This window comes from Mycoplasma zalophidermidis (assembly GCF_024742155.1).
Classification (GTDB): Bacteria; Bacillota_I; Bacilli_A; order Mycoplasmatales; family Metamycoplasmataceae; genus Mycoplasmopsis; species Mycoplasmopsis zalophidermidis.
Genome location: NZ_JANSFS010000001.1, coordinates 97,762 through 123,064, shown reverse-complemented (window position 1 = coordinate 123,064; position 25,303 = coordinate 97,762). Strand labels below are relative to the sequence as shown.

Annotated in this window: 24 protein-coding genes; 10 read left to right on the top strand and 14 right to left on the bottom strand. The window is 30.2% G+C overall.

The annotated features are described in order from the left end of the window. Positions 1–43: 43 nt before the first annotated feature. Together NW238_RS00600 and gpmI are read right to left on the bottom strand one after the other, a co-directional pair. The gene (locus NW238_RS00600) at positions 44–928 is read right to left on the bottom strand and encodes a Cof-type HAD-IIB family hydrolase (RefSeq protein WP_216505135.1); all 885 of its coding nucleotides are present in this window, start codon (positions 926–928) and stop codon (positions 44–46) included. A 1-nt stretch (position 929) separates the two neighbouring features. Continuing rightward, positions 930–2,420: a 2,3-bisphosphoglycerate-independent phosphoglycerate mutase gene (gene gpmI, locus NW238_RS00595; RefSeq protein WP_216567725.1), complete on the bottom strand. Its 1,491-nt coding sequence runs from the start codon at positions 2,418–2,420 to the stop codon at positions 930–932. A 201-nt stretch (positions 2,421–2,621) separates the two neighbouring features. Between gpmI and dnaX the strand changes: the two genes are divergently transcribed. From dnaX to NW238_RS00560, 7 genes are all read left to right on the top strand, one after another. Next, entirely contained in the window at positions 2,622–4,481 is a 1,860-nt protein-coding gene (dnaX, locus tag NW238_RS00590) for a DNA polymerase III subunit gamma/tau (RefSeq protein WP_258451615.1), read from the top strand. Positions 4,482–4,492: 11 nt separating this feature from the next. After that, a complete protein-coding gene (locus tag NW238_RS00585; RefSeq protein ID WP_216505141.1) occupies positions 4,493–4,783 on the top strand; it encodes a YbaB/EbfC family nucleoid-associated protein in 291 nt (96 codons plus the stop codon). After that, positions 4,783–5,367, top strand: a complete 585-nt coding sequence (locus NW238_RS00580) for a toprim domain-containing protein (protein WP_216505143.1) — start codon at positions 4,783–4,785, stop codon at positions 5,365–5,367. Before NW238_RS00585 ends, NW238_RS00580 begins: the two co-directional genes overlap by 1 nt. Positions 5,368–5,376: 9 nt before the next feature. After that, positions 5,377–6,048 (top strand): dTMP kinase, encoded by a 672-nt coding sequence (tmk, locus tag NW238_RS00575; RefSeq protein ID WP_216505146.1) that lies wholly within the window; start codon positions 5,377–5,379, stop codon positions 6,046–6,048. Then, the gene (locus NW238_RS00570) at positions 6,035–6,955 is read left to right on the top strand and encodes a DNA polymerase III delta subunit-related protein (protein ID WP_216505148.1); all 921 of its coding nucleotides are present in this window, start codon (positions 6,035–6,037) and stop codon (positions 6,953–6,955) included. Before tmk ends, NW238_RS00570 begins: the two co-directional genes overlap by 14 nt. Continuing rightward, complete coding sequence (rsmI, locus tag NW238_RS00565) at positions 6,948–7,670, top strand: 16S rRNA (cytidine(1402)-2'-O)-methyltransferase (RefSeq protein WP_216505149.1); 723 nt, start codon at positions 6,948–6,950, stop codon at positions 7,668–7,670. Before NW238_RS00570 ends, rsmI begins: the two co-directional genes overlap by 8 nt. A 119-nt stretch (positions 7,671–7,789) precedes the next feature. Further along, positions 7,790–9,439, top strand: coding sequence for an MBL fold metallo-hydrolase RNA specificity domain-containing protein (locus NW238_RS00560; RefSeq protein ID WP_216505150.1), 1,650 nt, complete (start codon positions 7,790–7,792; stop codon positions 9,437–9,439). A gap of 64 nt (positions 9,440–9,503) precedes the next feature. Here the strand turns inward: NW238_RS00560 and NW238_RS00555 are convergent, their stop codons facing one another. The 3 genes from NW238_RS00555 to NW238_RS00545 all read right to left on the bottom strand — a co-directional run bounded on the left by NW238_RS00555 (position 9,504) and on the right by NW238_RS00545 (position 12,054). Further along, positions 9,504–10,115, bottom strand: a complete 612-nt coding sequence (locus NW238_RS00555) for a DUF402 domain-containing protein (RefSeq protein ID WP_216505151.1) — start codon at positions 10,113–10,115, stop codon at positions 9,504–9,506. Positions 10,116–10,282: 167 nt separating this feature from the next. Next, a complete protein-coding gene (locus NW238_RS00550; protein WP_258451614.1) occupies positions 10,283–11,143 on the bottom strand; it encodes an ABC transporter permease in 861 nt (286 codons plus the stop codon). Continuing rightward, positions 11,143–12,054, bottom strand: coding sequence for an ABC transporter ATP-binding protein (locus NW238_RS00545; RefSeq protein ID WP_216505155.1), 912 nt, complete (start codon positions 12,052–12,054; stop codon positions 11,143–11,145). The genes NW238_RS00550 and NW238_RS00545 overlap by 1 nt, the downstream gene beginning before the upstream one ends. Positions 12,055–12,158: 104 nt before the next feature. On the opposite strand from NW238_RS00545, the gene ftsY reads away from it, so the two are divergent. The 3 genes from ftsY to rpmG all read left to right on the top strand — a co-directional run bounded on the left by ftsY (position 12,159) and on the right by rpmG (position 13,729). Next, complete coding sequence (gene ftsY, locus NW238_RS00540) at positions 12,159–13,214, top strand: signal recognition particle-docking protein FtsY (RefSeq protein ID WP_216505156.1); 1,056 nt, start codon at positions 12,159–12,161, stop codon at positions 13,212–13,214. Then, on the top strand, positions 13,201–13,428 hold the full coding sequence (locus tag NW238_RS00535) for a sigma factor-like helix-turn-helix DNA-binding protein (protein ID WP_171111171.1): 228 nt from the start codon (positions 13,201–13,203) through the stop codon (positions 13,426–13,428). Before ftsY ends, NW238_RS00535 begins: the two co-directional genes overlap by 14 nt. Positions 13,429–13,576: 148 nt before the next feature. Further along, positions 13,577–13,729, top strand: a complete 153-nt coding sequence (rpmG, locus tag NW238_RS00530; RefSeq protein WP_171111173.1) for a 50S ribosomal protein L33 — start codon at positions 13,577–13,579, stop codon at positions 13,727–13,729. 49 nt (positions 13,730–13,778) lie between these two features. On the opposite strand, the gene NW238_RS00525 is transcribed toward rpmG, so the two are convergent. The 9 genes from NW238_RS00525 to cdd form a co-directional block, all read right to left on the bottom strand. Then, positions 13,779–14,453: a chromate transporter gene (locus NW238_RS00525; protein ID WP_373889492.1), complete on the bottom strand. Its 675-nt coding sequence runs from the start codon at positions 14,451–14,453 to the stop codon at positions 13,779–13,781. After that, a complete protein-coding gene (locus NW238_RS00520) occupies positions 14,453–15,193 on the bottom strand; it encodes a chromate transporter (RefSeq protein ID WP_258451612.1) in 741 nt (246 codons plus the stop codon). The genes NW238_RS00525 and NW238_RS00520 overlap by 1 nt, the downstream gene beginning before the upstream one ends. Positions 15,194–15,233: 40 nt before the next feature. Continuing rightward, a complete protein-coding gene (locus NW238_RS00515) occupies positions 15,234–19,577 on the bottom strand; it encodes a PolC-type DNA polymerase III (protein WP_216505159.1) in 4,344 nt (1,447 codons plus the stop codon). A gap of 105 nt (positions 19,578–19,682) precedes the next feature. Further along, complete coding sequence (locus NW238_RS00510) at positions 19,683–20,054, bottom strand: MG284/MPN403 family protein (RefSeq protein ID WP_216505160.1); 372 nt, start codon at positions 20,052–20,054, stop codon at positions 19,683–19,685. Between the two features lie 46 nt (positions 20,055–20,100). Next, positions 20,101–21,531, bottom strand: a complete 1,431-nt coding sequence (proS, locus tag NW238_RS00505; protein ID WP_216567730.1) for a proline--tRNA ligase — start codon at positions 21,529–21,531, stop codon at positions 20,101–20,103. Between the two features lie 86 nt (positions 21,532–21,617). Then, positions 21,618–22,961: an aldehyde dehydrogenase family protein gene (locus NW238_RS00500; protein WP_216505162.1), complete on the bottom strand. Its 1,344-nt coding sequence runs from the start codon at positions 22,959–22,961 to the stop codon at positions 21,618–21,620. Between the two features lie 6 nt (positions 22,962–22,967). Then, complete coding sequence (locus NW238_RS00495; RefSeq protein ID WP_216505163.1) at positions 22,968–24,029, bottom strand: aminopeptidase P family protein; 1,062 nt, start codon at positions 24,027–24,029, stop codon at positions 22,968–22,970. A 10-nt stretch (positions 24,030–24,039) separates the two neighbouring features. Next, positions 24,040–24,909, bottom strand: coding sequence for a GTPase Era (gene era, locus NW238_RS00490; protein ID WP_216505164.1), 870 nt, complete (start codon positions 24,907–24,909; stop codon positions 24,040–24,042). Further along, positions 24,909–25,301, bottom strand: coding sequence for a cytidine deaminase (cdd, locus tag NW238_RS00485; protein ID WP_216505166.1), 393 nt, complete (start codon positions 25,299–25,301; stop codon positions 24,909–24,911). The genes era and cdd overlap by 1 nt, the downstream gene beginning before the upstream one ends. Positions 25,302–25,303 lie beyond the last annotated feature (2 nt).

Sequence of the window (25,303 nt, the reverse complement as noted above, 5' to 3'; positions counted from 1 at the left end):
CGAACCTTGTAAAAAAAACTCGCTGATAAATAGCGAGTAAAAATTAATAATTAAATTTCTTTCTTTGTTTTTCATTATATGAAATTACTTTATCTAAAATATCTGACTTCATTTTGTCATTTTTAGTTCTGTAAACGTAATCTATAATAGCTTCGGAAAGGCCGTTTTGGTTACAATCTGAAGTATAAAGGGAAACCTTAGATTTTACGTAATCAGAAGCGTTATCCATAGCATAACCATATCCGACTTTTGATAACATAGATAGATCGTTTTTACTATCGCCAATAGCCATAACGTATTTTAATTCTGTATTAAAAATATTGTTGCACATTCATTCAACGGCCGACCCTTTTGAAACATCTTTAGCTGTAATTTCAATAAAATCAAACAAGAAAACCATTTCAATATCAAGATTCATTGAATCTAATTCTTTATAAATTTGTTCAATACAATGAACCGGTTCCAAAATTTCGATTTTAAAAATGTCTTCAATCTTTGGCATAGGTTCTGAGTCATAATCGAAATCATTAAACTCAGATAAAAATTCCTTGGTGTTATTAGAAACGTTATAAATTCCAAACCCGTTTTCGTTGTTTCAAGAAATTCCGCCATTATATTTTTCAACAACCGACATTATTTTAGATAGCGCGGAATTTGAAATTGTTTTTTTGTAAAGATATTTTGATTCATGAGTATCATAAATTTCAGCGCCGTTTGAAGTAATTAAATATCTAGATTGAAATTCTTTGGCTAAATCCTTCATTTTTTGAAAAAGAGGATTACCTGTGGCTATTACAAATTCAACATCTTCAACTTTTGAGTTAATTATTGTTGCTCTATTTTCTGCTGTTATGATACGCGTTGGATATTCGTAAATTGTACCATCAACATCACTAAAAACTACTCTTTTAAACTTGTTTTCTATCATATTAAATTAAAGGTTTCTCAGTCATTTCTTTTGGAATCTCAATACCCATGTATTTAAGAACTGTTGGTGCTATATTTCCTAATTTACCATCCGACAATTTAACATTTTTATCGGTGCAAACTAACATGACAGGATTATCTGTATGTTTAGTAGCTGGCCCGCCTTTTTTGTCGATCATTACTTCAGAGTTACCGTGATCAGCCGTAATAAATAATGTAACATTATTATTGTTAGCTCATTCTAATACTCTGGCTAATTGAGTATCAAGTCATTCAATTGCTTCAATTGTAGCATTTAATACTCCTGTGTGACCAACCATATCTGGATTAGCATAATTCATGATAACTAAATCATTTTCCAGTCCATGTGCTATTAATTGGTTTGTAATTTCTTCAGCACTCATCTTAGGGGCTAAATCGTATGTTTTAACCTTTAAAGAATCAACCATTATACGTGATGAATTGTCATATACCACGTCAACACCACCATCCATAAAATATGTGACGTGCGAGTACTTTTGAGTTTCAGCTAATCTTAATTGCTTTAATCCAGCATCAGCAATTACGGCGCCAATTGGATTTACAACCTTCATTTCTTCGATTGCTACAAGGCTATTAACACCTTCGTATTTCATCATAGATACAAAATTATGTAATTTAACGGAATTAGGACAATTATATTCAAATAAATCCGAACCTATAAAGCAGTGAGATAACTGTCTTGCTCTGTCAGGTCTAAAATTGAAGAAAATCACTGAATCGTTTTCTTGAACAAATAACCCTTTTTCACTAGCGGCAGGAACTAAAAACTCATCAGTAACATTTTTACCATACATACTGTTAACATATTCAATTACGTCAGAAAATTTGTTGTCTGTATTACCTCTTATTGCATCAAAATGAAGTTGGATACGGTCAAACATTTTATCTCTATCCATACCATAATAGCGACCTCCAATTGAAGAAATTTTGAATGAATATTCATTGCAAATTTCTTGTAAATGATTTAAAGAATCAAGTATTGATTTTGGCGCAACATCCCGACCATCGCCAATTGCATGAATAGAAACATTTCGCAATCCTTTCTGATGTGCCAATTCAATTAAAGCAAATAAATGATCTTCATGTGAGTGGACACCACCATCACTTAATAATCCAACTAAATGCAGAGTCTTACCTGACTTTTTAACATCATCCATTACCTTATTTAAAACACTGTTATTATTAAAATCGCCAGTTTTTATCGCATGATTGATTAAGCTTAAACCAGTATATACAACTCTACCTGCGCCAATATTTAAATGGCCAACTTCTGAATTACCCATTTGCCCTGCTGGCAAACCCACAAATTCACCCGAGGCTTGAATTAGGGAATGAGGATATTTATTTAAAAATTTATCTAAGGTTGGAGTTTTAGCTAAGTCGAAGGCATTACCTTCGTATTTTTTTCCTAATCCCAACCCGTCTATTACTATTAATACTGTCTTTGTCATTATTCTCCTTATTTTTTATTTATTAATAACATTTTAATATTTTTTACATATTTATTCCACATATTTATTTTGCACACTAAAATAAGGTGGTATTTATATCATTTTTTTGATTGTTTTAACTTTGCCAAAAAAATATTTTTAATAATTTAGGACATATTAAATTAATATTAATATAATTAAATAACTATATGGGGGGTGAAAATGGTTTACAAGGCATTATATCGTAAATATAGACCAAGAACTTTTAGTGAAGTTAAAGGTCAAGATCATATTGTTCAAACACTTAGAAATATAATTTTAAATCACAAGGTTAGCCATGCGTATCTATTTGCGGGACCAAGAGGTGTTGGTAAAACATCGGTTGCTAAAATCTTTGCAGCAACATTAAATTGTGGACATGGTAATGATTTAACGCAAATTTGCGATATTTGCCTTAACAAAATTGACCGAAATTTCGACATCATTGAAATGGATGCTGCGTCAAATAATGGCGTGAAAGAAATTAGAGACCTAAGAGATAAAATCCAAAACTCACCTGCACACGGGAAATATAAAGTTTATATAGTTGATGAAGTTCATATGTTGTCCAAAGGGGCGTTTAATGCCTTATTGAAAACACTTGAAGAACCACCTGCACATGCTATATTTATCTTGGCTACTACCGATCCTCAAAAAATTCCTTTGACAATTTTGTCTAGAGTTCAAAGATACAACTTTAGAAAAATTCCTACAAATGTTATTACAGAACAATTACAACACGTTTTGGCCGATGAAAACGTAGGATTTGAACCTAGCGCGCTAAACTACATAGCTAGACTAGCGACTGGTGGAATGAGAGATGCTTTATCAATTGCTGATCAAGCATTGGCTTATGGTAATGGTAATATTCATTTAGACGATATAGTTTTTGCATTCGGTATTTCTTCTAACGAGAATCTAATAAATATAATAAATCTTCTTTATGAAGGTAACATTAAAGAAGTTTTACTTATTTTTGAATCATTGAAATTAGGCGGGTTAGATTCTAACCAATTTGTATTGGGTCTTATAAACACTTTTAAGGATTTCATTATTTATGAAAAAACTGGCGACATTAAATTGCTGGAATTACTAAATGAACAAGAATTGAATGAATTGGATATTGATCTGGATTTCGCATTAGAAAAATCAGAATTACTATATAAACTATATAAAGATTTAATGTATGCTGACTCTCCATTTCAATTAATTGAATTAAATCTTTTAAAAATGTCTAATGATACTTTAGAAACGCTTAAAAAAGCAAAAGAACAAACATCTAATATTGAAAGAAAAGCTAATGATAATTTGCAAAAACAAGGAGTTGAAATGATTGCACCTGTAAAGAATAAAGATAGACAAGAAGACACCATAAAAACCGCATTGGAAGAGAGCTGTGAAATGATTTTAGAAACCAATGATGAGCTGGGCGACACACAAACTATAAATAATGATATTTTGAATTCTGCAAATGATTTTGATTTTGATGACGATGGTCTAATCACTACTTCAGAAATCACATTGGATAATGAATTAATAAAACCTAATGATATTATTGTGCCTAATTTTTCAAGAAATTATGCTTCAAAAACATCGTTTGAAACTACCCTAACAGATGACGAATTAAAAAACCTATTGTTACTTTCAGATATGAGCTTTATAAAACAGTTAAATGACAGCATTGATGTTTTAAAGAAATTATCTATCGATAAAGTGTATGACCCATATATAGAGGTTTTGAGCGACCTTACAATTCTAGCTGCTAACGATAACTTCATGTTGTTAAATACAAACGATGCCACAAAACTTAATTATTTAAACGATGTTTCACACGATTATAATTTCCAGGAATTTATTAAAAAATATTTAAATTCCCATAAACATATATTTTTAATTAAAGATAGAACAAGATATAAAGACGTATCAAAAGCTTTAATCAAAGAAATTAACGAAGGAATCACAACAAAACCAATTCCTTTAAAACCAATAAAAATTAATAAAGCTCAAACACCAACAAGTTTACTGTTTGAAACACTAAAATAAAGGAGGTCAATATGGACCAAGGAATGTTAAGAAAAATGCAAAAATTGCAAAAAGAATTAGAACAAAAAACTGAAGAATTTATGGAATTAACTTTTAGTGAAGAAAAATATGGTCTGGAAGTTATTGCGACTGGAGCTAAAAAAATTGTTTCTATCAAAATTAAAGATCAAGATTTATTAGACCCTGAGGATGCTCAAACATTAGAAGATTTAATGACATTAGTTATTAATCAATTATTTACCAAAATTGATGATGAGCAGGAAAAATTGATGCCACATATGCCTAATGGCTTTAGTTTCTAATGAAAATAGATACACTTGAAAAAGCTAATGAAGTTTTTAAAAAAATACCCGGAATAAGTAAAAAACTAGCCGAAAAAATAAGTACATTTATTTTGAATCAAAGTACTGATTTTTCAGTTGAATTAGTAAATGCAATTCAAGATATCAAAGACAATATTGTTTATTGTTCCCAGTGTAACTTCATTCGTGAAAATAATAAATGTCTAAATTGTGATGATCCTTTGAAAATGAATTCATTAATGATAGTCGAAAGTATTACTACCTTAATTAAAATTGACGAAATGGGTATCTTTTTTGGTTTTTATTTTGTTTTACCAGAATTGTTGAGTGTTAAACAAAAAAATGATTACAAATATGAATATCAACAACTTTTTGAATTTATTGGTAACCACAATTTTGACGAAATAATGATAGTTCTTTCTCCTTCATTAGAAGGTGAAATGACTACAGCTCATTTACAAAAATTGTTACAAAAAAGAGGCATAAAAGCAACAAGAGCAGCAATTGGAATGCCAATGGGTTCAAATCTTGAATATCTTGACCCATTCACAATAAAACAAGCTATAAAAAACAGAAATATTTAGGGGAGACATATGTTTATAACATTTGAAGGGCCTGACGCCAGTGGCAAAACCACAATAATCAATAAATTAGTTGAATACTTAACTTTAAGATTTCCTAATTTAAAATACCTGACAACTAGAGAACCAGGTGGTAAAGATTTGGTGGAAGCAGAAAAAATTAGACAAATAATTTTAGATAAAAAATCAGTATTAAGTCCTGTTGCAGAGGCAATGTTATATTCTACCAGTCGTAGAATTCACTTAGAAAGAGTTATTTGACCAGCATTAAAAGAAAATAAGCTTGTTTTGTGTGATAGATATGTAGATAGTTTTTATGCATATCAAGGATTTGCAAGAGGCCTAGGCATTGATTATGTTAAAACAATGACTAATCTAATTATTGATGATACCATGCCCGAAATCACTATTTTCTTAAATATAACCCCTAATGATTCTAAATTAAGAATGAACCAATTGCGTTTAGTGGAAGAACACGATCGTTTGGACAATGAGACAGATTTATTTAGACAAAAAGTTTACGAAGGATATTGAAAGTTAATTAATCAAGACCCCGAAAGATTTATAATTATTGACGCAAATAAATCCATTAGCAATGTACTTGATGAATTAATTAATAAATTATTTAGTAATAATAGATTCAGCGAATGAATAAAAGAGTCGGTTGAAAATGTTAGCCAGTAATTTAACAAAAATTATTGATTCTTCTATTAAATGCAAAAAAATAAATCACTGTTATTTATTAAAAACAACTAAAGGCGTAAATCTAGACGATAATATTATTTATATGATTAACTCATTTACTGGGTTAAACATTAAAAATTTAGATCAATCTTCTTTGCCATCAAATATTATTCTTGCTGATGCATCAAAATCGCAAGGAGAAGGATTAAAAAAAGATAATATTGTGGATATCTTTGAACAAAGTAATTTTTCTAATTTTCTTGAGAATGGATTGAAAATAATAGTTTTTAAAAATATTGATTTGGCATCACATCAAGCTTTAAACGCCCTATTGAAAACAATTGAAGAACCTGCAAATGATGTGGTATTTATTTTGACAACCCAAAATATTAATCAGGTTCTAACGACTATCAAATCACGTTCCTTTATCATAAATATAAATAAACAAAAAAAGGCTGTGTTGGAAGATGAAATTTCAAATCTCGGATTTGATAAAGACCAAGCCTGACTTTTAGCGAATGTTGTGTCTGATATATCACTAATCTTAGAGAATAAACAGTTATATGAATTCTCTAAGATTAATGATTTACTGACTGCTTTTGTTAAGTCGTTTAAAGATAAAATTTCGCTAATTATCTTATTAACAAAATTAAACAAACGTGAATATCACGATGATTTAGTTTTTCTAATCGAATGCTTAAAATTTATACTAACTTGATCATGAATGCCGCTTGATTTTCTCCCTAAGAAATTTCGATCATTTGCTAAAAAAATTGCTGATGCAAAATTCAATTACAAAAAATGTTTCTTAGTTATAGACAAGTTCTTAAATTCGGTCGGAACTAACGATAATTTATTTTTACAGACGGAAACAATGTTCGTATACATGTTGGAGTGTTATGAGTAAAATTTATATTATTGGAACACCAATTGGTAATTTAAAGGACATAACTTTGAGAGCATTGGAAACATTAAAAATTTGCGATGCAATCGCTTGCGAAGACACTCGCGTAAGTGGCAAATTATTATCATATTACGGGATTGATAAAAAATTAATTTCTTATAGCAAAATAAACGAAAAGAAAACGGCTGAATACCTTATTGAAATGTGCTTAAGTGAAGAAATTAATTTAGGTTTAGTTTCAGACGCAGGAATGCCAATGGTCAGTGATCCAGGTTTTGAATTAATTTCGCTTGCTAGAAAAAATGACATCAGTATTGAATTAATACCGGGCGTCAATGCTGCAATATCAGCATTTGCTTTAAGCGGACTATCATCCACATTTGTTTTTCACGGATTTCCTAAAGAAAAAAAAGGACAAAGACAAAACCAACTTGAATCATTATCATCTGATTTTTCACATATTTTTTATGTTTCTCCACATAAATTAAATAATTTTCTGGATGATTTAGAAATAATATGAGCAGATAAAATACAAATTTTTATCGCTAGAGAATTGACTAAAATACATGAAACTCAGTACTTTGGGAATATAAGAGATATAAGAACTCAACTGGATAATACAAGTCAAAAAGGTGAATTTACTATTGTTATAAAACCTGTTGAATCTAAAAAAATAAAAATAAATAAATACGCAGAATTTTCAAAAGTCAAGAACTAGAAATTATTAGTTTTTGATTTTATTATTTAATTTTAAATATTATATTAATGTTTAGTATATAATACCCACAACTAGAAACTTTAAAATTCAATTAAATAATTTAACAAAATGGAGGATATATGAATCATATTAATATTTTTGCATTAGGCGGTTTAGATGAGAATGGTAAAAACTGTTACGTTTTAGAATATAACGAAAAAATCTATATCATTAATGCCGGAACTAAAGTTCCTATCAATTCACAAAACGGAGTTGACACATTAATTCCTGATTTTTCTTATCTTGAAAAAAATAAAGACAAAATAGTTGGGGTGTTTGTAACCGATGTTAAAAACGAAACTTTTTCAGCATTACCTTGATTATTAATGCATATACCAAATCTAAATATCTACACGTCACCATTTAATAAAATAATGATAGCGGATCGTCTTTCGAAATATAAAATCATGAACAAAGATTATAAGATAATTTCTTTAAGTAAGATGGCTAAATTGGGTGAAATTTTTGTCCAACCAATTGAGCTTGCTGGTTCAATGCCCGGACATATTGGTTTTGATTTTATTACTCCAGACGGTGATGTGTTATTTATGTTTAACTTCGTTGAAGGTAATTTAGGTATTTATGGAAAACTGGATTTTCAACATTTAAAAACAGGCTTTACAAAACGCAAATTAATTGCTTTAGTTGTTGATTCTGGTCGCGCAAACTATTCAGGAAAAGCAGTAGATAAAATCAACCTTCCTGAATCAATTAAAGATGTTTTTATGAGTGCAAAGGAAAATGAAAGAATAATTATTGGTGCCTATGACGAAGAAATGGTTTCAATACATCAAATACTAGAACTGGCAATAAAAACTAATCGTCCAATAATTACTTATGGCAAGACATATGGACAATTATTCTATCTAATGCAAAAGGAAAATCCTAATTTAAAATTACCGGAACAAATAGATTACAAAATGGCTAATAAATCAGACAATGCAGTTGTTTTGGTCACTGGAGCCATCGAACGTCTTTACTCAAGATTTTTAAGAATTACTGATAATAATGATGTTTTCTTAAAATTAAAACCAACTGATAATGTAATTATGATTGCACCCCCAATAGCTGGTCTTGAAAGTATTGCAGCAGTATCATTAGATGATATTGCTAGAATTACACCTAAAATTTCTGATGTTTCGAATAAAGAATTCTATCGTCACCGCCCAGCAAGACAGGATTTAATTGATTTAGTTAAAACTTTGCAACCCCAATATGTTATTCCAGTTCAAGGACTTTACCGTTATTTATCAGAGGCTGCTAAATGTATTAGTAAAGAAGCTAAAATCAAACCACAAAATTGTATATTATTACAAAATGGAAAGATAGCTCACTTTATCAATGGCAAATTATCAAGTACCAAAGGCAAAATTAAAGGTATCGGCGATGTTATTATTGATGGTTTTGGAATTGGAGATATTAGTACCGAAGTTATAGCAGAGCGTGAAATTTTAGGCCGTGATGGAGCAATAATAATTACATCGACTTATAATTCGAACACTAAAAAATTAACAGGACGTACACAAATTAACATCATCGGAGCAATCTCAAAAGAAGATAAAAAAGAAGCTGAAGAATTAATTATTTCAACAATTGTAAGTCTTTTAGAAACAGAAGAATTTGAAGGGTTGAAAGATTTTCAAAATCGTGCTCGTCATGTGATTAGAAAAAGAATTTTCAAAACATTTAATAAAGAACCAATGATTATCGTTTCTTTAAACCAAAATTAAAAATAGGGTCATAAAACTCTATTTTTTAATTATTTAAAACGAATTAGATTTGTTTAATCTTTACTTAATCTTTCTTTGATCTGCGAGGTTTTGAAGGTTCCGTAGTTCTGAAATCCTTTGGTAAAGAATTGTCCTTCTTAATTACATCAATATAGTAATCAATCAATTTAGGATTAAAGAAATATTGTTGCTTCTCATATTTATCCACAACCAATTCAAGCGTTTGATAAATAATCATTTTTAAACTTTCAGGATATTCATATTTCTTTGAATTATGAGCGAACTCATCCCTATCAACAATTGCAAGTTCGCGTTTTGGATATGACTTAATGTCTAAATCAAAATCAATAAATTTAATAGTATTATCTTCGTAAATTGGTTTTGAGGCTATATTTACATATATATAATTATGCTTTTTCTTTAACATTATTAAAGCATTATAGTTCTCATGTTTAGGCATGAATCAAATAACGGGCTCGCGATAAACTCACGAACTTTTTTCAGTTTCGGCAACTCTTGTTTTGTAAATAAACAGCGCGAAGTGATCATCTGTGTTTCTAATAACCTTAACTCCATTTCACTGGCGATATAAATAACCGTTGTATTTATAAGCCTGCACATTAATAATAGCTCCCAAGAGTGGGAACTTCATTTCTTTGTTTTTATTTTCTGGCATTTTTCCCCTCGGAAAGATAAAAAATATCTTTATTTTTATTAAAAAGCTCTAATCGCTTATTTTTCCAAATCAATTCAATATATAAATTATAAAATATTTTTCCGAAACTATGACACAACTTTACGAATACACAGGCTTTATACCGCAATAAGCAAAATAGGCGATGCCTATTTATTAATATTGAATTTATATAATGAAGCAACTGTTAAAGCAGCTATTGTTCAACAACCTGAGTAAAGTATGCAGATCCAAACATTGATTTTATGTCCAAACAAAACAATATAATCTATACCTAATGCTTCTTTACCGAAATTAATATTACTTTCAGAAATATTTGCCAAACTTAAATATTTAAAAATATTTGTAAATTGAGTCTGCGGAATTACAGAACATATTTGAAGAAGCACATTATTATTTAAAGAGTTTCAAGGTATATATACACCTATTAAGAACCCTATAATTGACGAAAATAATGAACAAAATGCGCTATAAACAGATTTGTTTTTAAAAAAACTAAAGATAAGTGTAAATAATATCGAATTAAATAAAGTAGATAAAATAATCATCGGAACAAAATAAAGATAGTTATTTCAGCCATTAATTGCTGTGTGTTTAATTAACATGTAACAAACAACAATTAAGAATAATCCGGTCGAAATAATTAAATTAATAATTCAATTAATTAATATAAAACTCACTCTTATTGTTGATGATTTGATTGGAGTAATTGAAATATCTTTTAAAACACCACTTAATTTGTCATCAACTATTTGAGTCGCACCAGTCACGGCAGTTGTGATGGTTGTTATCGAAATAATTCCAAATAACAAAAACCCATCAACCAAAGCGTCTTTAGTAATTTTAGAAGCATTTGGTATATTTTCGAAACCACCTGCCATGAGTTTTCTTATTAGTATGAAATAAATGAATAAATAGATTAATGGTGTTAAAAATGTGAAAAATACTTTGGATTTACTTTTAAAAAAGCAAAGGAAATTTCTTTTTAATAAAGCATTAAGTTGTGTCATTATTCTTTCTCCTTAGTCACGTTTAAGAATACTTCATCCATACTTCCTTTTAGAATTTCATAATCTTTGAGATTAGTGGAATATTTATCAATGAATTGTTTTAAATCAATGAAATTCATAAATTTAATTAATCAATAATTATCTTGTCTGATAGCACCAACTTTATTGATTGTTGTTTTAATGTCTGACGCTTCGTCAAATTCATGTATTTTCAAAATTGTTGTTGAATAATTTGATTTTAATTCAAATGGTGTGCCTTCAATCAATTTAACACCTTTCTTAATTATGATTATGTTATCGCAGTCGTTTGCCTCTTCCATATAGTGAGTAGTTAACAAAATTGTAAGATTATGATCTTTTCTAAGTTTTTTTAATATCTCTCAAACCATTTTTCGCGATGAAGGATCGAGCCCGGTGGTTGGTTCATCAAGAAATAAAATACGTGGATTATGAACTAGTGCTCTAGCTATGTCTACCCTTCTTTTTTGGCCACCTGATAATTTACCATAAGGTCTATTTTTCAATTCATTTAGTTCAAATTCATTCATTATTCTATCAACGGTTTTCTTTACATTATTTACCTTATCTTGATACAAAGAACATCTTATTACTAAATTTTCATATACTGTTAACTCACCGTCTAAAACCGATTCTTGAAAAACTATACCTATTTTATTTCTTATTTTATCTATGTTATTTGTTAGTAAATCGCCTTCAATATATACTTCTCCGTCGTCTTTGTTTAAAAGACCTAAAATTATATTTAATGTAGTGGTTTTACCGGCACCATTTAAGCCAATAAAACCAAATAACTCTCCTTCATTTACTTCAAATGAAAGATTGTTTACAACTTTTAGTTTGTTAAATTTTTTAACCAAACCTTTTACTTTTATCATTGTTTTCTTATTCATTATTGCCTCGACAATAATTATAAACATATTTTATACTCAAAGCATTTAAACAATGAATGTCTTTTGCTTAAAAATATTTGATTTTCCTTTAAAATTTAGACACTATGGGATTTTTTAAATTTTTAAAAGAAAAAGTTTTTGGCAGAAAAAAGGATAAACTTGCTGAAAAAGAACAAAAAATTGAACAATTAGAAGAACAAAAACTGATTGAATCAAAAAAACTGGAAAAATATTCGACCGGACTAAGCAATGCATCTAGTCTTGGACGAAAAATTTTTAACCTGCAAAATAAGCACAAAAAAATTAATGAGGAATTTTTCGAAGAATTAGAAGAAATTTTAATCATGTCTGACATTAATGCTTCATTGGTGTACGCGATTATAACCCACCTAAAAAATGAAGTAAGATTGCGTAATTTACACGATACTAAGGATATTGGTGAACTAACAGCCGATCAGATGTTTGTTATCTACACGAATAAAAGTGTTGTTGATACTAACTTAAATTATAAAGATGGTCGCCTTAATATTTTTGTTTTTGTTGGGGTTAATGGTTCAGGAAAAACTACTTCTGTAGCCAAAATTGCTCATAAATATATTCAAATGGGCAAAAAAGTTTTGGTAGCTGCTGCCGACACATTTAGGGCGGGAGCTGTCAGCCAATTGGATGTTTGAGCGAATCGTGCTGGTGCTGATATTGTTAAACCAGCAAAAGAAGGTGTTGACCCTTCATCAGTTGTTTTTGATTCTCTTAAAAAAGCTAAAGAAGAAAATTATGATTTGTTACTGATTGACACCGCTGGTAGATTACAAAATAAAATAAACTTAATGAAAGAACTGCAAAAAATGTACGGAATAATAACCCGTTTCCAAGATGACGCACCCCATGAATGTTTATTAGTGTTGGACGCAACCACCGGACAAAATGGTGTTAGCCAAGCACGGCACTTCAAAGAAGCAGCAAATCCAACCGGAATTATTTTGACTAAAATGGACGGTACAAGCAAGGGTGGAATTGTCCTTTCAATTAAAGATGAATTTGACCTTAATGTTAAATACATTGGTTTAGGTGAAGGTTTAGATGACCTCGAACAATTTGATCTTGAAAAATTCATCTACACAATGACGAAAGATTTAATGGTGGAAAATGAGCAAGATTAATGATATTGAACAACGTGAAATTTACATTTCTTTATTTGAAAAATTTCAAAATTTATTAACACAAACTCAAAAACAAGCTTTTCAACTTTATTTTTTAGAAAATTTAAGCTATCAAGAAATCGCTGACATTACAGCCACAACTAGAGCAGCAGCATACGATAGTGTAAAAAAAGCAATTCAAAAATTAGAGAAATACCAAGAAAAAATTAATTAGCTAACTAAGAATTTATCCCGTTTGACAAAAATATGCTAAAATAAACAAATAACACAACTAAAAATTTATTTTAATTATATTTATGGTTATAATTAAAAAATAATTAAAAAGAATTTTACACACATAAGATTACACATAGGAGACAAGAATGGCAAGAGAAGGATTTACATTCCAATGTACTGAGTGCAAAATGGAAAATTACATTAGTAAGAAAAACAAAAAAAACCACCCAGAAAAAGTGGAATTAAATAAATACTGTGGCAAATGTAACAAACATACAAACCACAAAGAAAAGAAATAATAATCATAATTAATCGGCTTTGCCGGTTTTTTATTTAAATAAAAAATAGCTAAGAAGCTACTTTTAATCAAGGTTCAAATAAAATCAGCGCTATTACTACATTACCTAATATTAACCCAAACATAGGGATTTTTTTGAAATACAAAATTAAAGAAATAATAATTCCGATTGGTACATATACATATAAAACAATTCCCCTTCACCCTGAGAAAAATATGACTGTTTTATCACTGTAATCTAATCCAAAATATTCCTTAGCTGATTTATTAAATACTACTTGTGGCGCAATTAACCCAATAAATAACTGAATTGCTAAAGCGACAATTATTCCAGTTACAACCGGATTCATGATATTAATTAATTTCTTCAAAAACAATGAATCTTCAAACTTATCAGCATATTTCGTCGCTAATTTCATCATTAAGATAGGCGGAACACAAAATGCTAGATAAGTCAATATCATTGCTGTATAACCCCATCATTGCCCTTCCGACACCAAATATCCCGTAACGGTCGCAAATTTCGGACTTAAAATTCCTGGAGTTGAATTTGAAATTGCAAATACACTATTAATTTGTTCAGTAGTTATAGTTATATTAAATCATTTAGCAAGGGATTTTCATAACCAAGTAAATATTGGCATAAATATTTGACCACCACCAAACACAGATAATGAAACAAGAATAATAAGGGGTAGAGAAACTAATAAAGCTAATAATCCCATTATTTGACCTCATTAATATTGTCTTGTTTTTTATTTATCTCTTCAATGTTACTCACCTCTGTTATTGAATGTGAAATTTCTACATTTTCAATTGATTTATCCGTGTTCTGGATTATTTTTTCTTGTTTTAATTGACATTTTAATTTCTTGATATTTTTTCTTTTTTGAACACAATAAATAGCAGCAAAAATACCAATAATTAAAAACATAATTGCGACTGGAACGTTATAAGGGGTAGGAACAAATAATGAAAAAGCCATCGTAATTAAAAATAATATTGTTCACACACCAATCTTGTTAGATTTAATTCCTTTTTTAAAATATGATCAACTAAAACCAATTAAGCTCCCAACAATAGCGACTAACACTCCAACCTGAACCACATATAAATATTCAAGTGGTAACTTTGACAATACAAAGAATAAGGCTATTGTAACCACAATATGCGGCAATGATGCAAATAAAACGACAAGAAAACCTTTTCAAAATCCAAGTGTTTTCATTGCAATATAAGATAAAGCCTCAATAGCCATTGGACCAGGTAACATATTTGTAATAACAACATTTTTGTCGAATTCATCACTATCTAGCCATTCATATTTATCAACAGCATATCGTTTTATCACAGGCATAAGGGCATTTCCGCCACCAAAACCAATAAAAGTTACCATAAGTATTAAGACAAATACATTTCAAAACGTGGGTTTTTTTATTATATGATTCTCTTTATTTTTATTCATTTTGCCTCCTCCATTGAAATAAATTTTACTAAATACTTATCTAAAATAATCTCATTTGATCTGTTTCATCTAATTTTGCAAAAATGCCCATTTTTTCCATCTTTTCAACTAAAGTTTTATTAACTTTGGCCCTGGTTATAAAATCCTGAATAGAACTGAAAGACTTTTCGGTGCGAGCATTTACGATAGATTCTGCAACTGAATCTCCTAAACCGTCAAGTGATTTAAAAGGTGGTATTAGACATTTTTCATCGTTATCAATTACTCACTCATGTGCTTGTGAACGTTCAATATCTATATTTGCTATATACAAACCGCGTGCATATAGTTCGCGCACAACTTCAAGCGTAGGCATTAAATCAATTGATTTATTATCTAACTCTTTACGATTAACGGATTGAAGCTGAACTAACTTATTGTGAGCTTTTTTTCCGTTACGCACATCCACCATGCTTTCTACATCAACGGCTTTTGCGTGAGTTGCAAAATAAGATGCATAGAATGCTAAAGGTTGATTTATTTTGAATCAACCAATTCATCAAGCCATTAGAACATATGCGACTGCGTGAGCCTTAGGGAACATATATGCAATCTTAAGCATTGAATCTATCTGCCATTCAGGAACATTGTATTTTCTTAATTCAGCTTGTTCTTCAGGTGTTAAACCTTTACCTTTACGAACCTTTTCCATAATGTTAAACGCATAACGATTCGGAACACCTTCAGCAACCAATTTAGCAAGAATATCGTCACGACAACAGAAAATGTCAGGAAGTCTAAAGCCCTCTTTCATAATTAAATCTTGATTATTTCCAATTCAAACATTTGTCCCATGACTTAACCCTGATATGGATACTAAATCGGCAAACGATTTAGGTTGAGCTTGTAATAACATTTGACGAACAAATTGAGTACCAAATTCAGGTAAGCCTATGGCGCCAGTTGCTTCACCACCAATATCGGATGGCTTTATACCTAATGGATCTGTAGAGTTAAATACCTTAACAATTTCTGGATCATTTTTAGGAATATCAGCAATTCTCAATCCGGTATATGTTTCTAACATTTTAATTATCGTAGGGTTATCATGCCCCAGTAAGTCAAGTTTTAAAACATTATCATGGATAGCTTTATATTCAAAGTGAGTAGTGAATCAGGTTGAATTTGTATCATCGGCAGGATAATTAATTGGGGTGAAATCGTAAACATCATATTCAGTAGGAATAATGATAATACCACCCGGGTGTTGACCTGTAGTGCGTTTTACACCATCGATTTTAGTCGCTAAATACATAGCATAAGCATCTGAGTAATCTGTATGAGTTTCTTCAATAAAATTCTTTACATAGCCAAAACCTGTTTTAGGTGCAACTGTAGATATTGTTCCCGCCCTTAATGTATGTGTTTGACCAAATAATCTTCTCGTTTCATTATGGACTTCTCCTTGAAATTCGCCAGAAAAGTTAAGGTCAATATCGGGAACTTTGTCAGCTTTAAAACCAAGAAATGTTTCAAAAGCAATATTATGCCCGTCTCTTTCCATATCGATTTCACAGTTAGGACATTTTTTGTTTTTTAAATCATAAGCAGAAGTAATTCCAGGAACATTTGCTAATTCAAAAAACTTACATTTATTACATAAATAATATGGTGGTAGAGGGTTAACTTCAGATATTTCGCTTAGTGTCGCAACAAGAGACGAACCAACAGAACCACGACTACCAACAACATAACCTTCATCCAATGATTTTTTGACCAGCCTGTGTGAAATTCAATAGATTACATCAAAACCATACTCAATAATAGGGGTTAATTCAGCCTTGATTCTTTGGTCGACAATTTCAGGCAAATTATCACCATATTTTAATTTTGCATTTTGATAAACTAGTTCTCTAAGTTTTCTTGAAGAGTCATCAAATTTAGGAGTATACAGCTTGTCTTTTATAACAACGACTTCCTCACACATATCAGCAATTCTGCGACTATTAGTAATTACAATTTCTTTAATTAAATCTTCATCGCCAAGAAATTCAAACTGATTCAACATTTCATTAGTAGTTAAAAATTCCTGGTCAGGAATAGTTAGAGTACCTTCTTTGGCCCTTCCATAATTATATAAATAGTGGCGAGCTGCACCAATTCCTTTTGCATAAACCAAAATTTCAAAAGCTTTTTTATCAGCTTTATCGGAATATCTAACATCACCTGTAGCAACAGGGATTTTATTATATTCTTTAGCAGTTAAAATAATGTCTTTCAATCCATCGTGCAGTTGGTCTTTAGTAATGAATTCCATGTCAACCCAATGTTTGAAAACCTGTGGAGCTGGAATTTCAATATAATCATAACGTTTAATTTCCTCTAAAAATTGACTACGTGAAGCATAAAAATAATCATCGATTAATTTAGATTTTAATGTTCCTGAACCAAATAATAAATCAGGATCGGGTTTGATATCTTCATAAAATGTTCTCGGCCCATAACTATAATTTTTGGTTAAACAATCACTTACCATTGCAAATTGTTTTTTTAAACCCAATTGATTACGAACCAAGCTAGTAAATGCATACGGGAAACGATCTTTGAATTCATTTTCCGGTTTAAATTCTAATAAATCTTGAAATGTGAAGATATTTTTAGTTGACATGGTGTGCATCATTTCCAATCAAATATCGGCTAGGACTTTGGCATCATAATCTCCACGGTGAGCAACATTCGGGTTATAGTTAACACCTAAATTAGCTGCTAAATCTCCAAGCGAGTGTTTTTTGCGTTCAGAAAAAATTAATCTCGATACTGCTAAAGTATCAATAACAACAACATTTGGAAATTCCATATTATTTAACCTAAATTGTTCTTTGATAAAGTTGTAGTCAAATTTTGCGTTGTGCGCAAGAGCTATTTTGCCATTTAAATCATCATATATTTTTTGTAATGCAACTTTACAGTCAAGACCAGTACTATCAATATCTTTTTGTGTAATCCCTGTAAGTTGTGTAGTATATGGTTTAATTTTTTCCTTGGGCTTTACTAAAAATTGTGTTGGCTGAGGAGCAATTTTATTCACATTAATTACATATGAACCATATTCAATTAATTCATGAAACTTTGGACTTAAACCTGTTGTTTCAATATCAAAAGAAACATAAGAATGATCGGTAATTTTTCCACTCGGAACATCACCATAAAAAATGATTGGGTTTTTATGGAATACTGAAAAAGAAGCGGCATATAAACCTTTTACTTTAGATTTTCTTGCTTTTTGGTAAAAATTAGGATAACCTTGAACGGCATCTAAATCACAAATTGCAACGGCAGGCATACCAAATTCTTCCGCTTTTGAAATAATGTCAGGCGGATTAAATAATCCATCCATAGTATTTAATTTAGATGAAACATGCAATTCTATTCTTTTTTGGTCCTCAGAAGCAGTATCAACACGTTTTTTATATATTGATTCAGCTTTTTCGAATGAATCAATATATATAAATCATTCTGGTTTACCAAATGTTTGATATGCAGTAGTACCAAATAATTTAATAAAATTTCCATTTTTTAAATCTTTATTTAGAATGTCTTCATCAAGTGCATCATCTCTAAATCATTTAGCATTAATTGCGTCAGTGTGGTCAGTAATCGAAAATGAATAAATATATTTTTTATTTTTAGTAACTATTAAATCGCTAGCGTATATTTCGCCTGTAATAGTTATATTTGTTTTTTCCGGTAAATGTTTTATATTAATTATTTCAACATCCTGATATTGTTTTCTAGATCATTTTTTGCTAGGTTTACTATCCGAAGATTTGCTTTGTACGGGTTTAGAATTCATCAATTTTAAAAATTGTTCTTGGGCTAATAAGTCATTATCTCGATTTGATGCATCAAGTTCCTTTAATACAAGACTTTGATATATTAATTTTAGATTTAAATTTTTATAACCATATTTATTCAATGAATTAGATAACTGATCAACTAAATCTTTAAACTCATTAAAACGTTCCTCACTAATAGTAGTAACTTCAAAATTTGAACCATCCAAACCAATTAATTCTCTGTTTCAATCAAACACTTTTAGTTTTGAATATTTACTTTTAGTAGCGATTATATATTCAATAAATTTAACTAAATTAGTGTGTTTATACTGTAATAAGTCAAAACTAAAAGTTATAAATACTTTATAAATTTTATTTGCTCTTATGGCTGTTAATAAAGCAAAAAAATCTTCAGGATTTATTTCATCTCTGAAGTTTATATTAACACTGATTTGATCAATATCGGTTTCGTACTTTGTAACTTCGAGTTCAGTTTTTATCAAATTATCCGGAATTTTAAAACCTATTGAATCGCAAAATTTTTTAAATCTGATATTACTTTCATTCATAATTCCCCCAGCCTATTATTATCATTATAATTTAAAAGAACAAAACCATAAATAATGATTAGCATTTTCTTCATAAATTAGAAATGAGCGCCGTAGCGCTCACTTCTAAAAACTATCGAAGTAATAAAATAAGAACTCATCAACCATTGCGGCTCGTCTTTTATAATAAGTTGTTTTAGAGCAAAGCATATCTCACCAGAATGGGTCATCGCAAGGGTCTAACAACTCATTATCTAATATTTCGCGGCTAATGTCACTCATACATACCAACACTCTTTGCATATTTTCTGAGTAATAGTTGTATAAGTTTTTTATATCGCTAGTTAACGTTGAAGGTTTCTTGCCATTTTTAAATTCATTCATTCTTTTACTTTTGGCTCGACCTAATTCTAATTGACATATATCTTTAACACCTTTATATTTTTCGAGTTGCGTTAAATTATAATTCGAGAAGTTTTGGATTAAAAAAGAATTCATATTATCTCCTAATTAAAAAAACCTAGCAAAACGCTAAGTTAATCCATTAGTAAGCGCGTGCAAAAATCACAAAACGTTTTGTAATACGATGGCACGTAATACATGGTTTCATTTTTTCGTCTCTTTCCATTGATTTGGGAATACAACGTGCGGTAGCACCTGTTTCAGCTTTAATTTCTTCCTCTTCTTCGTCATGACAACAGAAAGGAGCTAAAACGAATTTAGATTTAGAAATTTGATCCGCAAATTCCTCGTATGTGTCAACGGCAACAATATTTTTGTCTAATCTTTCTTTTGCTGTTGCGTATAGATTATTGTGAATGTCATTAAGTAAAGTTTTTACTTCTTTTTTAACTTGATTGATTGGCATTACAATTTTATCTAGAGTGTCTCTACGAACTATTGTTACCATATTGTTTTCAAGGTCTCTAGGACCAATTTCAATTCTTAGTGGCGTGCCTTGGATTTCAGAATTAGAAGCTTTAAATCCAGGGTTTTTATCGGAATTATCTAATCTTACTCTATAGATTCTTCCTAAATCTTTAACTAATTGTTTTGCTACTTCACTTACTTTTGGGTTTTTAGATGCAAACAATTCAAGAATATCAATTTGTGTTGGTGCAATTCTAGGCGGAATAATTATTCCTCTATTATCACCATGGGTCATAATAATTGCTCCCAACAATCGAGTAGAAACACCCCATGATGTCTGATAAGCAAATTGAATATTGTTATTTTCATCCTTAAAAGTAATTTCAAAAGGTTTTGAAAAATTTTGAGCAAGATAGTGGCTGGTGCCTGCTTGTAAGGCTCTGCCGTCCTTCATCATAGCTTCCACTGTATATGTGCTACATGCTCCTGCAAATTTTTCTTTAGGTGTTTTCTTACCAACAATTACAGGGATCGCTAAGTAATTTTTAAGAAATTTTGCATAAAGTGAAATCATTATTCTTGTTAATTGACGCGCCTCCATTGCATTATTATGACATGTGTGACCTTCTTGTCATAAAAATTCCCGACTTCTTAAAAATGGGTTAGTTGTTTTTTCTCAACGAATAACATTCGCTCATTGATTATAAATAATCGGTAGATCCTTGTAAGATTCAATTGAGTTTTTAAATAAATCAGCAAATAATACTTCTGATGTTGGTCTAACAAAAACCTTTTCTTCTAATTTAGCTTCTCCAACTTGTGTAATAGTTGCTAACTCAGGGTTAAACCCTTCTATATGATCTTTTTCTTTGTTAAATAATCTTTCAGGTATTAACAAAGGAAGATAAACGTTTTGAACTCCTTGTTGTTTAAATTCTTCATTTAAGTATTTTTGAATCAACTCTCAAATACCAAATGAATTAGGCTTAAAGACTAATGTACCTTTTAATGGTCCATACGCAATTAGGTTGCCTTGTTTTACGACATCGGTGTATCACTTCGCAAAGTCTTTTTCTAATGGTGTAATTTTATCTAATTCTTTCATAAATTCATTATATATACTTTTTTGAAAAACTTAATATTTTTATTAAAAAAATGTGTTTTCAATCGCTTTTGCAAAAAAAACACATTTTATTTAATAATTTTCTTTAAAATTTTCAGTTTTAATTCAGAATACGGATGCTCACTCAATTCAGTAGAAAATCAAGTTCTCCGATAATAACTGACTGAATTTGAAAATTCTAAAAATCCAGCATATCCCCGACTGCGTCCATGTCCTGATGCTCCGACACCACCAAAAGGTAAATAATGGTTAGCTAACTGAACCATTAAATCGTTAATTACTAAAGCACCAGTGCGTATATTTTTAAAAACTTCATCGACAAATTTTTTTTCTTTTGTAAAAACATAAGTTGCTAATGGTTCTGATTTTTCAGAAATCTTGCGGACTATTTCTGAAAAATCTTGATACTCAATAACAGGTAACAATGGGCCAAATACTTCCTGCTTCATAATTTTATTATTTCAATCAGAAATGAACGCTTTTGGCAAAATTTGAGTATCAGTGTATTGAACGTTGACATCATTGGGAATTAAACCCATAATTCTTTTGTGATGTTCCTCGCTAATTATTTTAGGATAATTCTCAAGTTTATCTAATTTTGCATTTATGTAATCTTGACAATATTCTATAAATTTAGTTCCTTTATTTTTAGGAACAACAATATAGTCTGGAGCAACACAAGTTTGACCGCTATTTATAAACTTAGCAGTCATAATTTTATTGGCTGCATTCCTTAAGTCTGCACTATCATCTAGAATAACTGGACATTTACCACCGAGCTCAAGAGTTATTGGAGTGTGAAACCTAGAAACTTGTTCAGTGATTAACTTCCCTACACGTTCCGAACCAGTGAAAAAGACGAAATCGAATTTATTTTTTAACATCTCTTTAACATCATTAACGTCAGAACTCATAACATATACCTTATCTGTTTTTAAATCTTCATTAATAATTTTCATTATCAAACTAGAAGAATGTTTTGATAGTTCAGATGTCTTTATTATCACTCTATTCCCAGCTGCTATAGCAGAAATTAAAGGCATAAATGTTAAATAAAATGGATAATTTCAAGGACTAATAATTAGACAATGCCCCAATGCCTGTTGAATAATTTTAGAAGCACCAGAAAATAAAGCTAATGGTGTTTTAACTTTTTTAGGTTTCATTCATTTTTTTAGATTTTTAAGTACAAATCTAATTTCATTCAAAATTAAACCAATTTCAGAAAAATAAACTTCATTCTCATGTTTGTTTAAGTCTTTTTTTAAAGAAAAGTTTATATTGTTAATGTTTTCTTTAATTATTGATTTTATTTTTTTAAGAATTGAAACACGTTCTTCATAGGAAATGAAAGGTGTCTTTAAAACGTCGTCCCTCTGAGATTCATATTTTAACAAATCTTCTTGTTTCATAAATTATTAAGATCTTTCTTCTGGTTTAGAAAAGACATAATGTCCCGTTTCCGTGACTAAGACATCATCTTCATTTCTAGCACCGCCAAGACCCTCAATATAAATTCCAGGTTCAACTGTGATGACCATACCAGGTTCTAAGATGTAATCATAACCTCTAGAACTTACATATGGCAATTCATGAACATCAATACCCAAACCATGACCAGTACCGTGAACAAAATACTCACCGTAACCAGCGTTATTGATGTAGTCACGACAAATTTTATCGATGGTGCTTGCTTTAATGCCGGGCTTAACTGCATCTCTACCAGCTTTAGCAGCTTCTAAAACAATGTCTAAAATTTCTTTTGCTTTTGGATTGTTAATGTTAACCTTACCATTTTCGTCAGGCATAATAATTGTTCTGGTGATGTCAGCAGAATACCCTTTATACAAAGCTCCGAAATCAATCTTTAATAAATCACCGGCAACTAATTTTCTATCTGTTGGGTGATGGTGAGGTTCAGCTGAAGAAGGTCCTGTAGCAACAATCTCATCAAAACTTTCTTTCTCGGCACCATTTAACTTCATTAAATAATTTAATTTCGCAGCCACTTCCTTTTCAGTCATGCCTGGTTTTATTCATTTATAAAGTTCTTTAAGAGCTTCTAAAGAAATATCTATTGATTTTTGCATTATTTCAATTTCTTCATTTGATTTTAAAATACGTAATTCTTGACCACGGATGAAAACTTCTTCGGTTGGATTAATTATGCTTTGTAAATATTTGTGTGTTTGAAGGTTTAAATAATCTTCCTCAAAAGCAACTTTGTTGTATTTTTTTTCTGCAAAAAAATCTTTCAGAGAAGTTCCGACCAATAAGTGAATATTAACATTTTTAGCATTATTGCGAGCAAATTCAATGTATCTTCCATCGACAAATAAATGCGCTTCGTTTCTCTCAATAATTACATACCCATCAGTTGTTTGAATGCCGGTTAATCATAATCTGGTTTGCGGCGCTTCCGACACGATAGCGTCAATATTGTGTTCTTTAAACACTTTGTCCAAATACTTTCTATTCATATTTTCTCCTTTAATATCCCATTTTCTTTAAAAATTTAGGATCATTTATCCATTTATCAGCTATTTTAACTTTTAGACGCAAATCGACTTTAGCACCAAATAGCATCGACATATGTTTACGGGCATTAATGCCTATATTTTTTATCATTTGCCCATCTTTACCAATAACCATTCCTTTTTGTGAAGGTTTTTTTACAAAAATTAGGGCTTCGATATTAATTTGATTTTCATTTTCAATAAATTCACTGACCTCAACAGCAATTGAGTGAGGAAGTTCTTCACGAAGCAATTTCATTGCTGAAACTCTAATTATTTCTTTAGCCATAAATCTCATTGATTTATCAGTTATAAAATCCTCATCATAATATGGTTCCCCATCGTAACAATATGATTTCAATTCCTCTATTAAACTCTTAATTGAAGAGATATTATCGGTTGAAATACTGTATATTTTTTCAAAACCAAATGATCTTAATTCTTCAACTTTAGCCAATAAAATATCTGGCGATTTGGCTAAGTCCACTTTTGAAATAACAGCTATTTTATTTTTTTGATTTTGTATTTTCTCTAAAATTACCTTATCTCCCGCCCCGATATTTTCATTTACAGGCGAAAGAAATAAGATACAGTCAATATCCTTCAATGAATTGTACGCATTCTTGTTTAATGATTCGCCTAATTTATTTAATGGTTTGTGTATTCCAGGAGTATCAACAAAGACAATTTGGTAACCAGGTTCATTATAAACACCATTAATTTGATCTCTTGTTGTTTGTGGTATGTTGGAAACTATAGCAAGTTCATAGTTTAAAATTTGGTTCAGTAACGATGATTTACCAACATTTGGTCTTCCGATAATGGTTACAATACTTACCTTCATTACTTAATTTGCTCACTTCTAATTGGTAAAGGTACTAATTCAACTAATTTGAATGTTTTAACTACATCCCCCTCACCATTGTATAAGTGAACTAATGCATCATCTTGCATAAATTCAGTCAATACTTGTCTACAACCAGCACATGGTGAAACCACACCAGCCCCAGACGAAATAATGTGAATTTCCTTAAATGTTCCTACCACTGCGCCGTGTGCAACTGAACCAAACAAAGCTGAACGTTCAGCACATAATCCAGATGGAAAAGCAGCATTTTCGACGTTAACGCCTGGTCATTCTCTCCCTTCTGCATCAATTGCGACGGCCGCCACTTTAAAGCGTGATCAAGGGCAGTATGAATACTGTAAAAGTGATTTTAATTTTTTTACGTCCATTT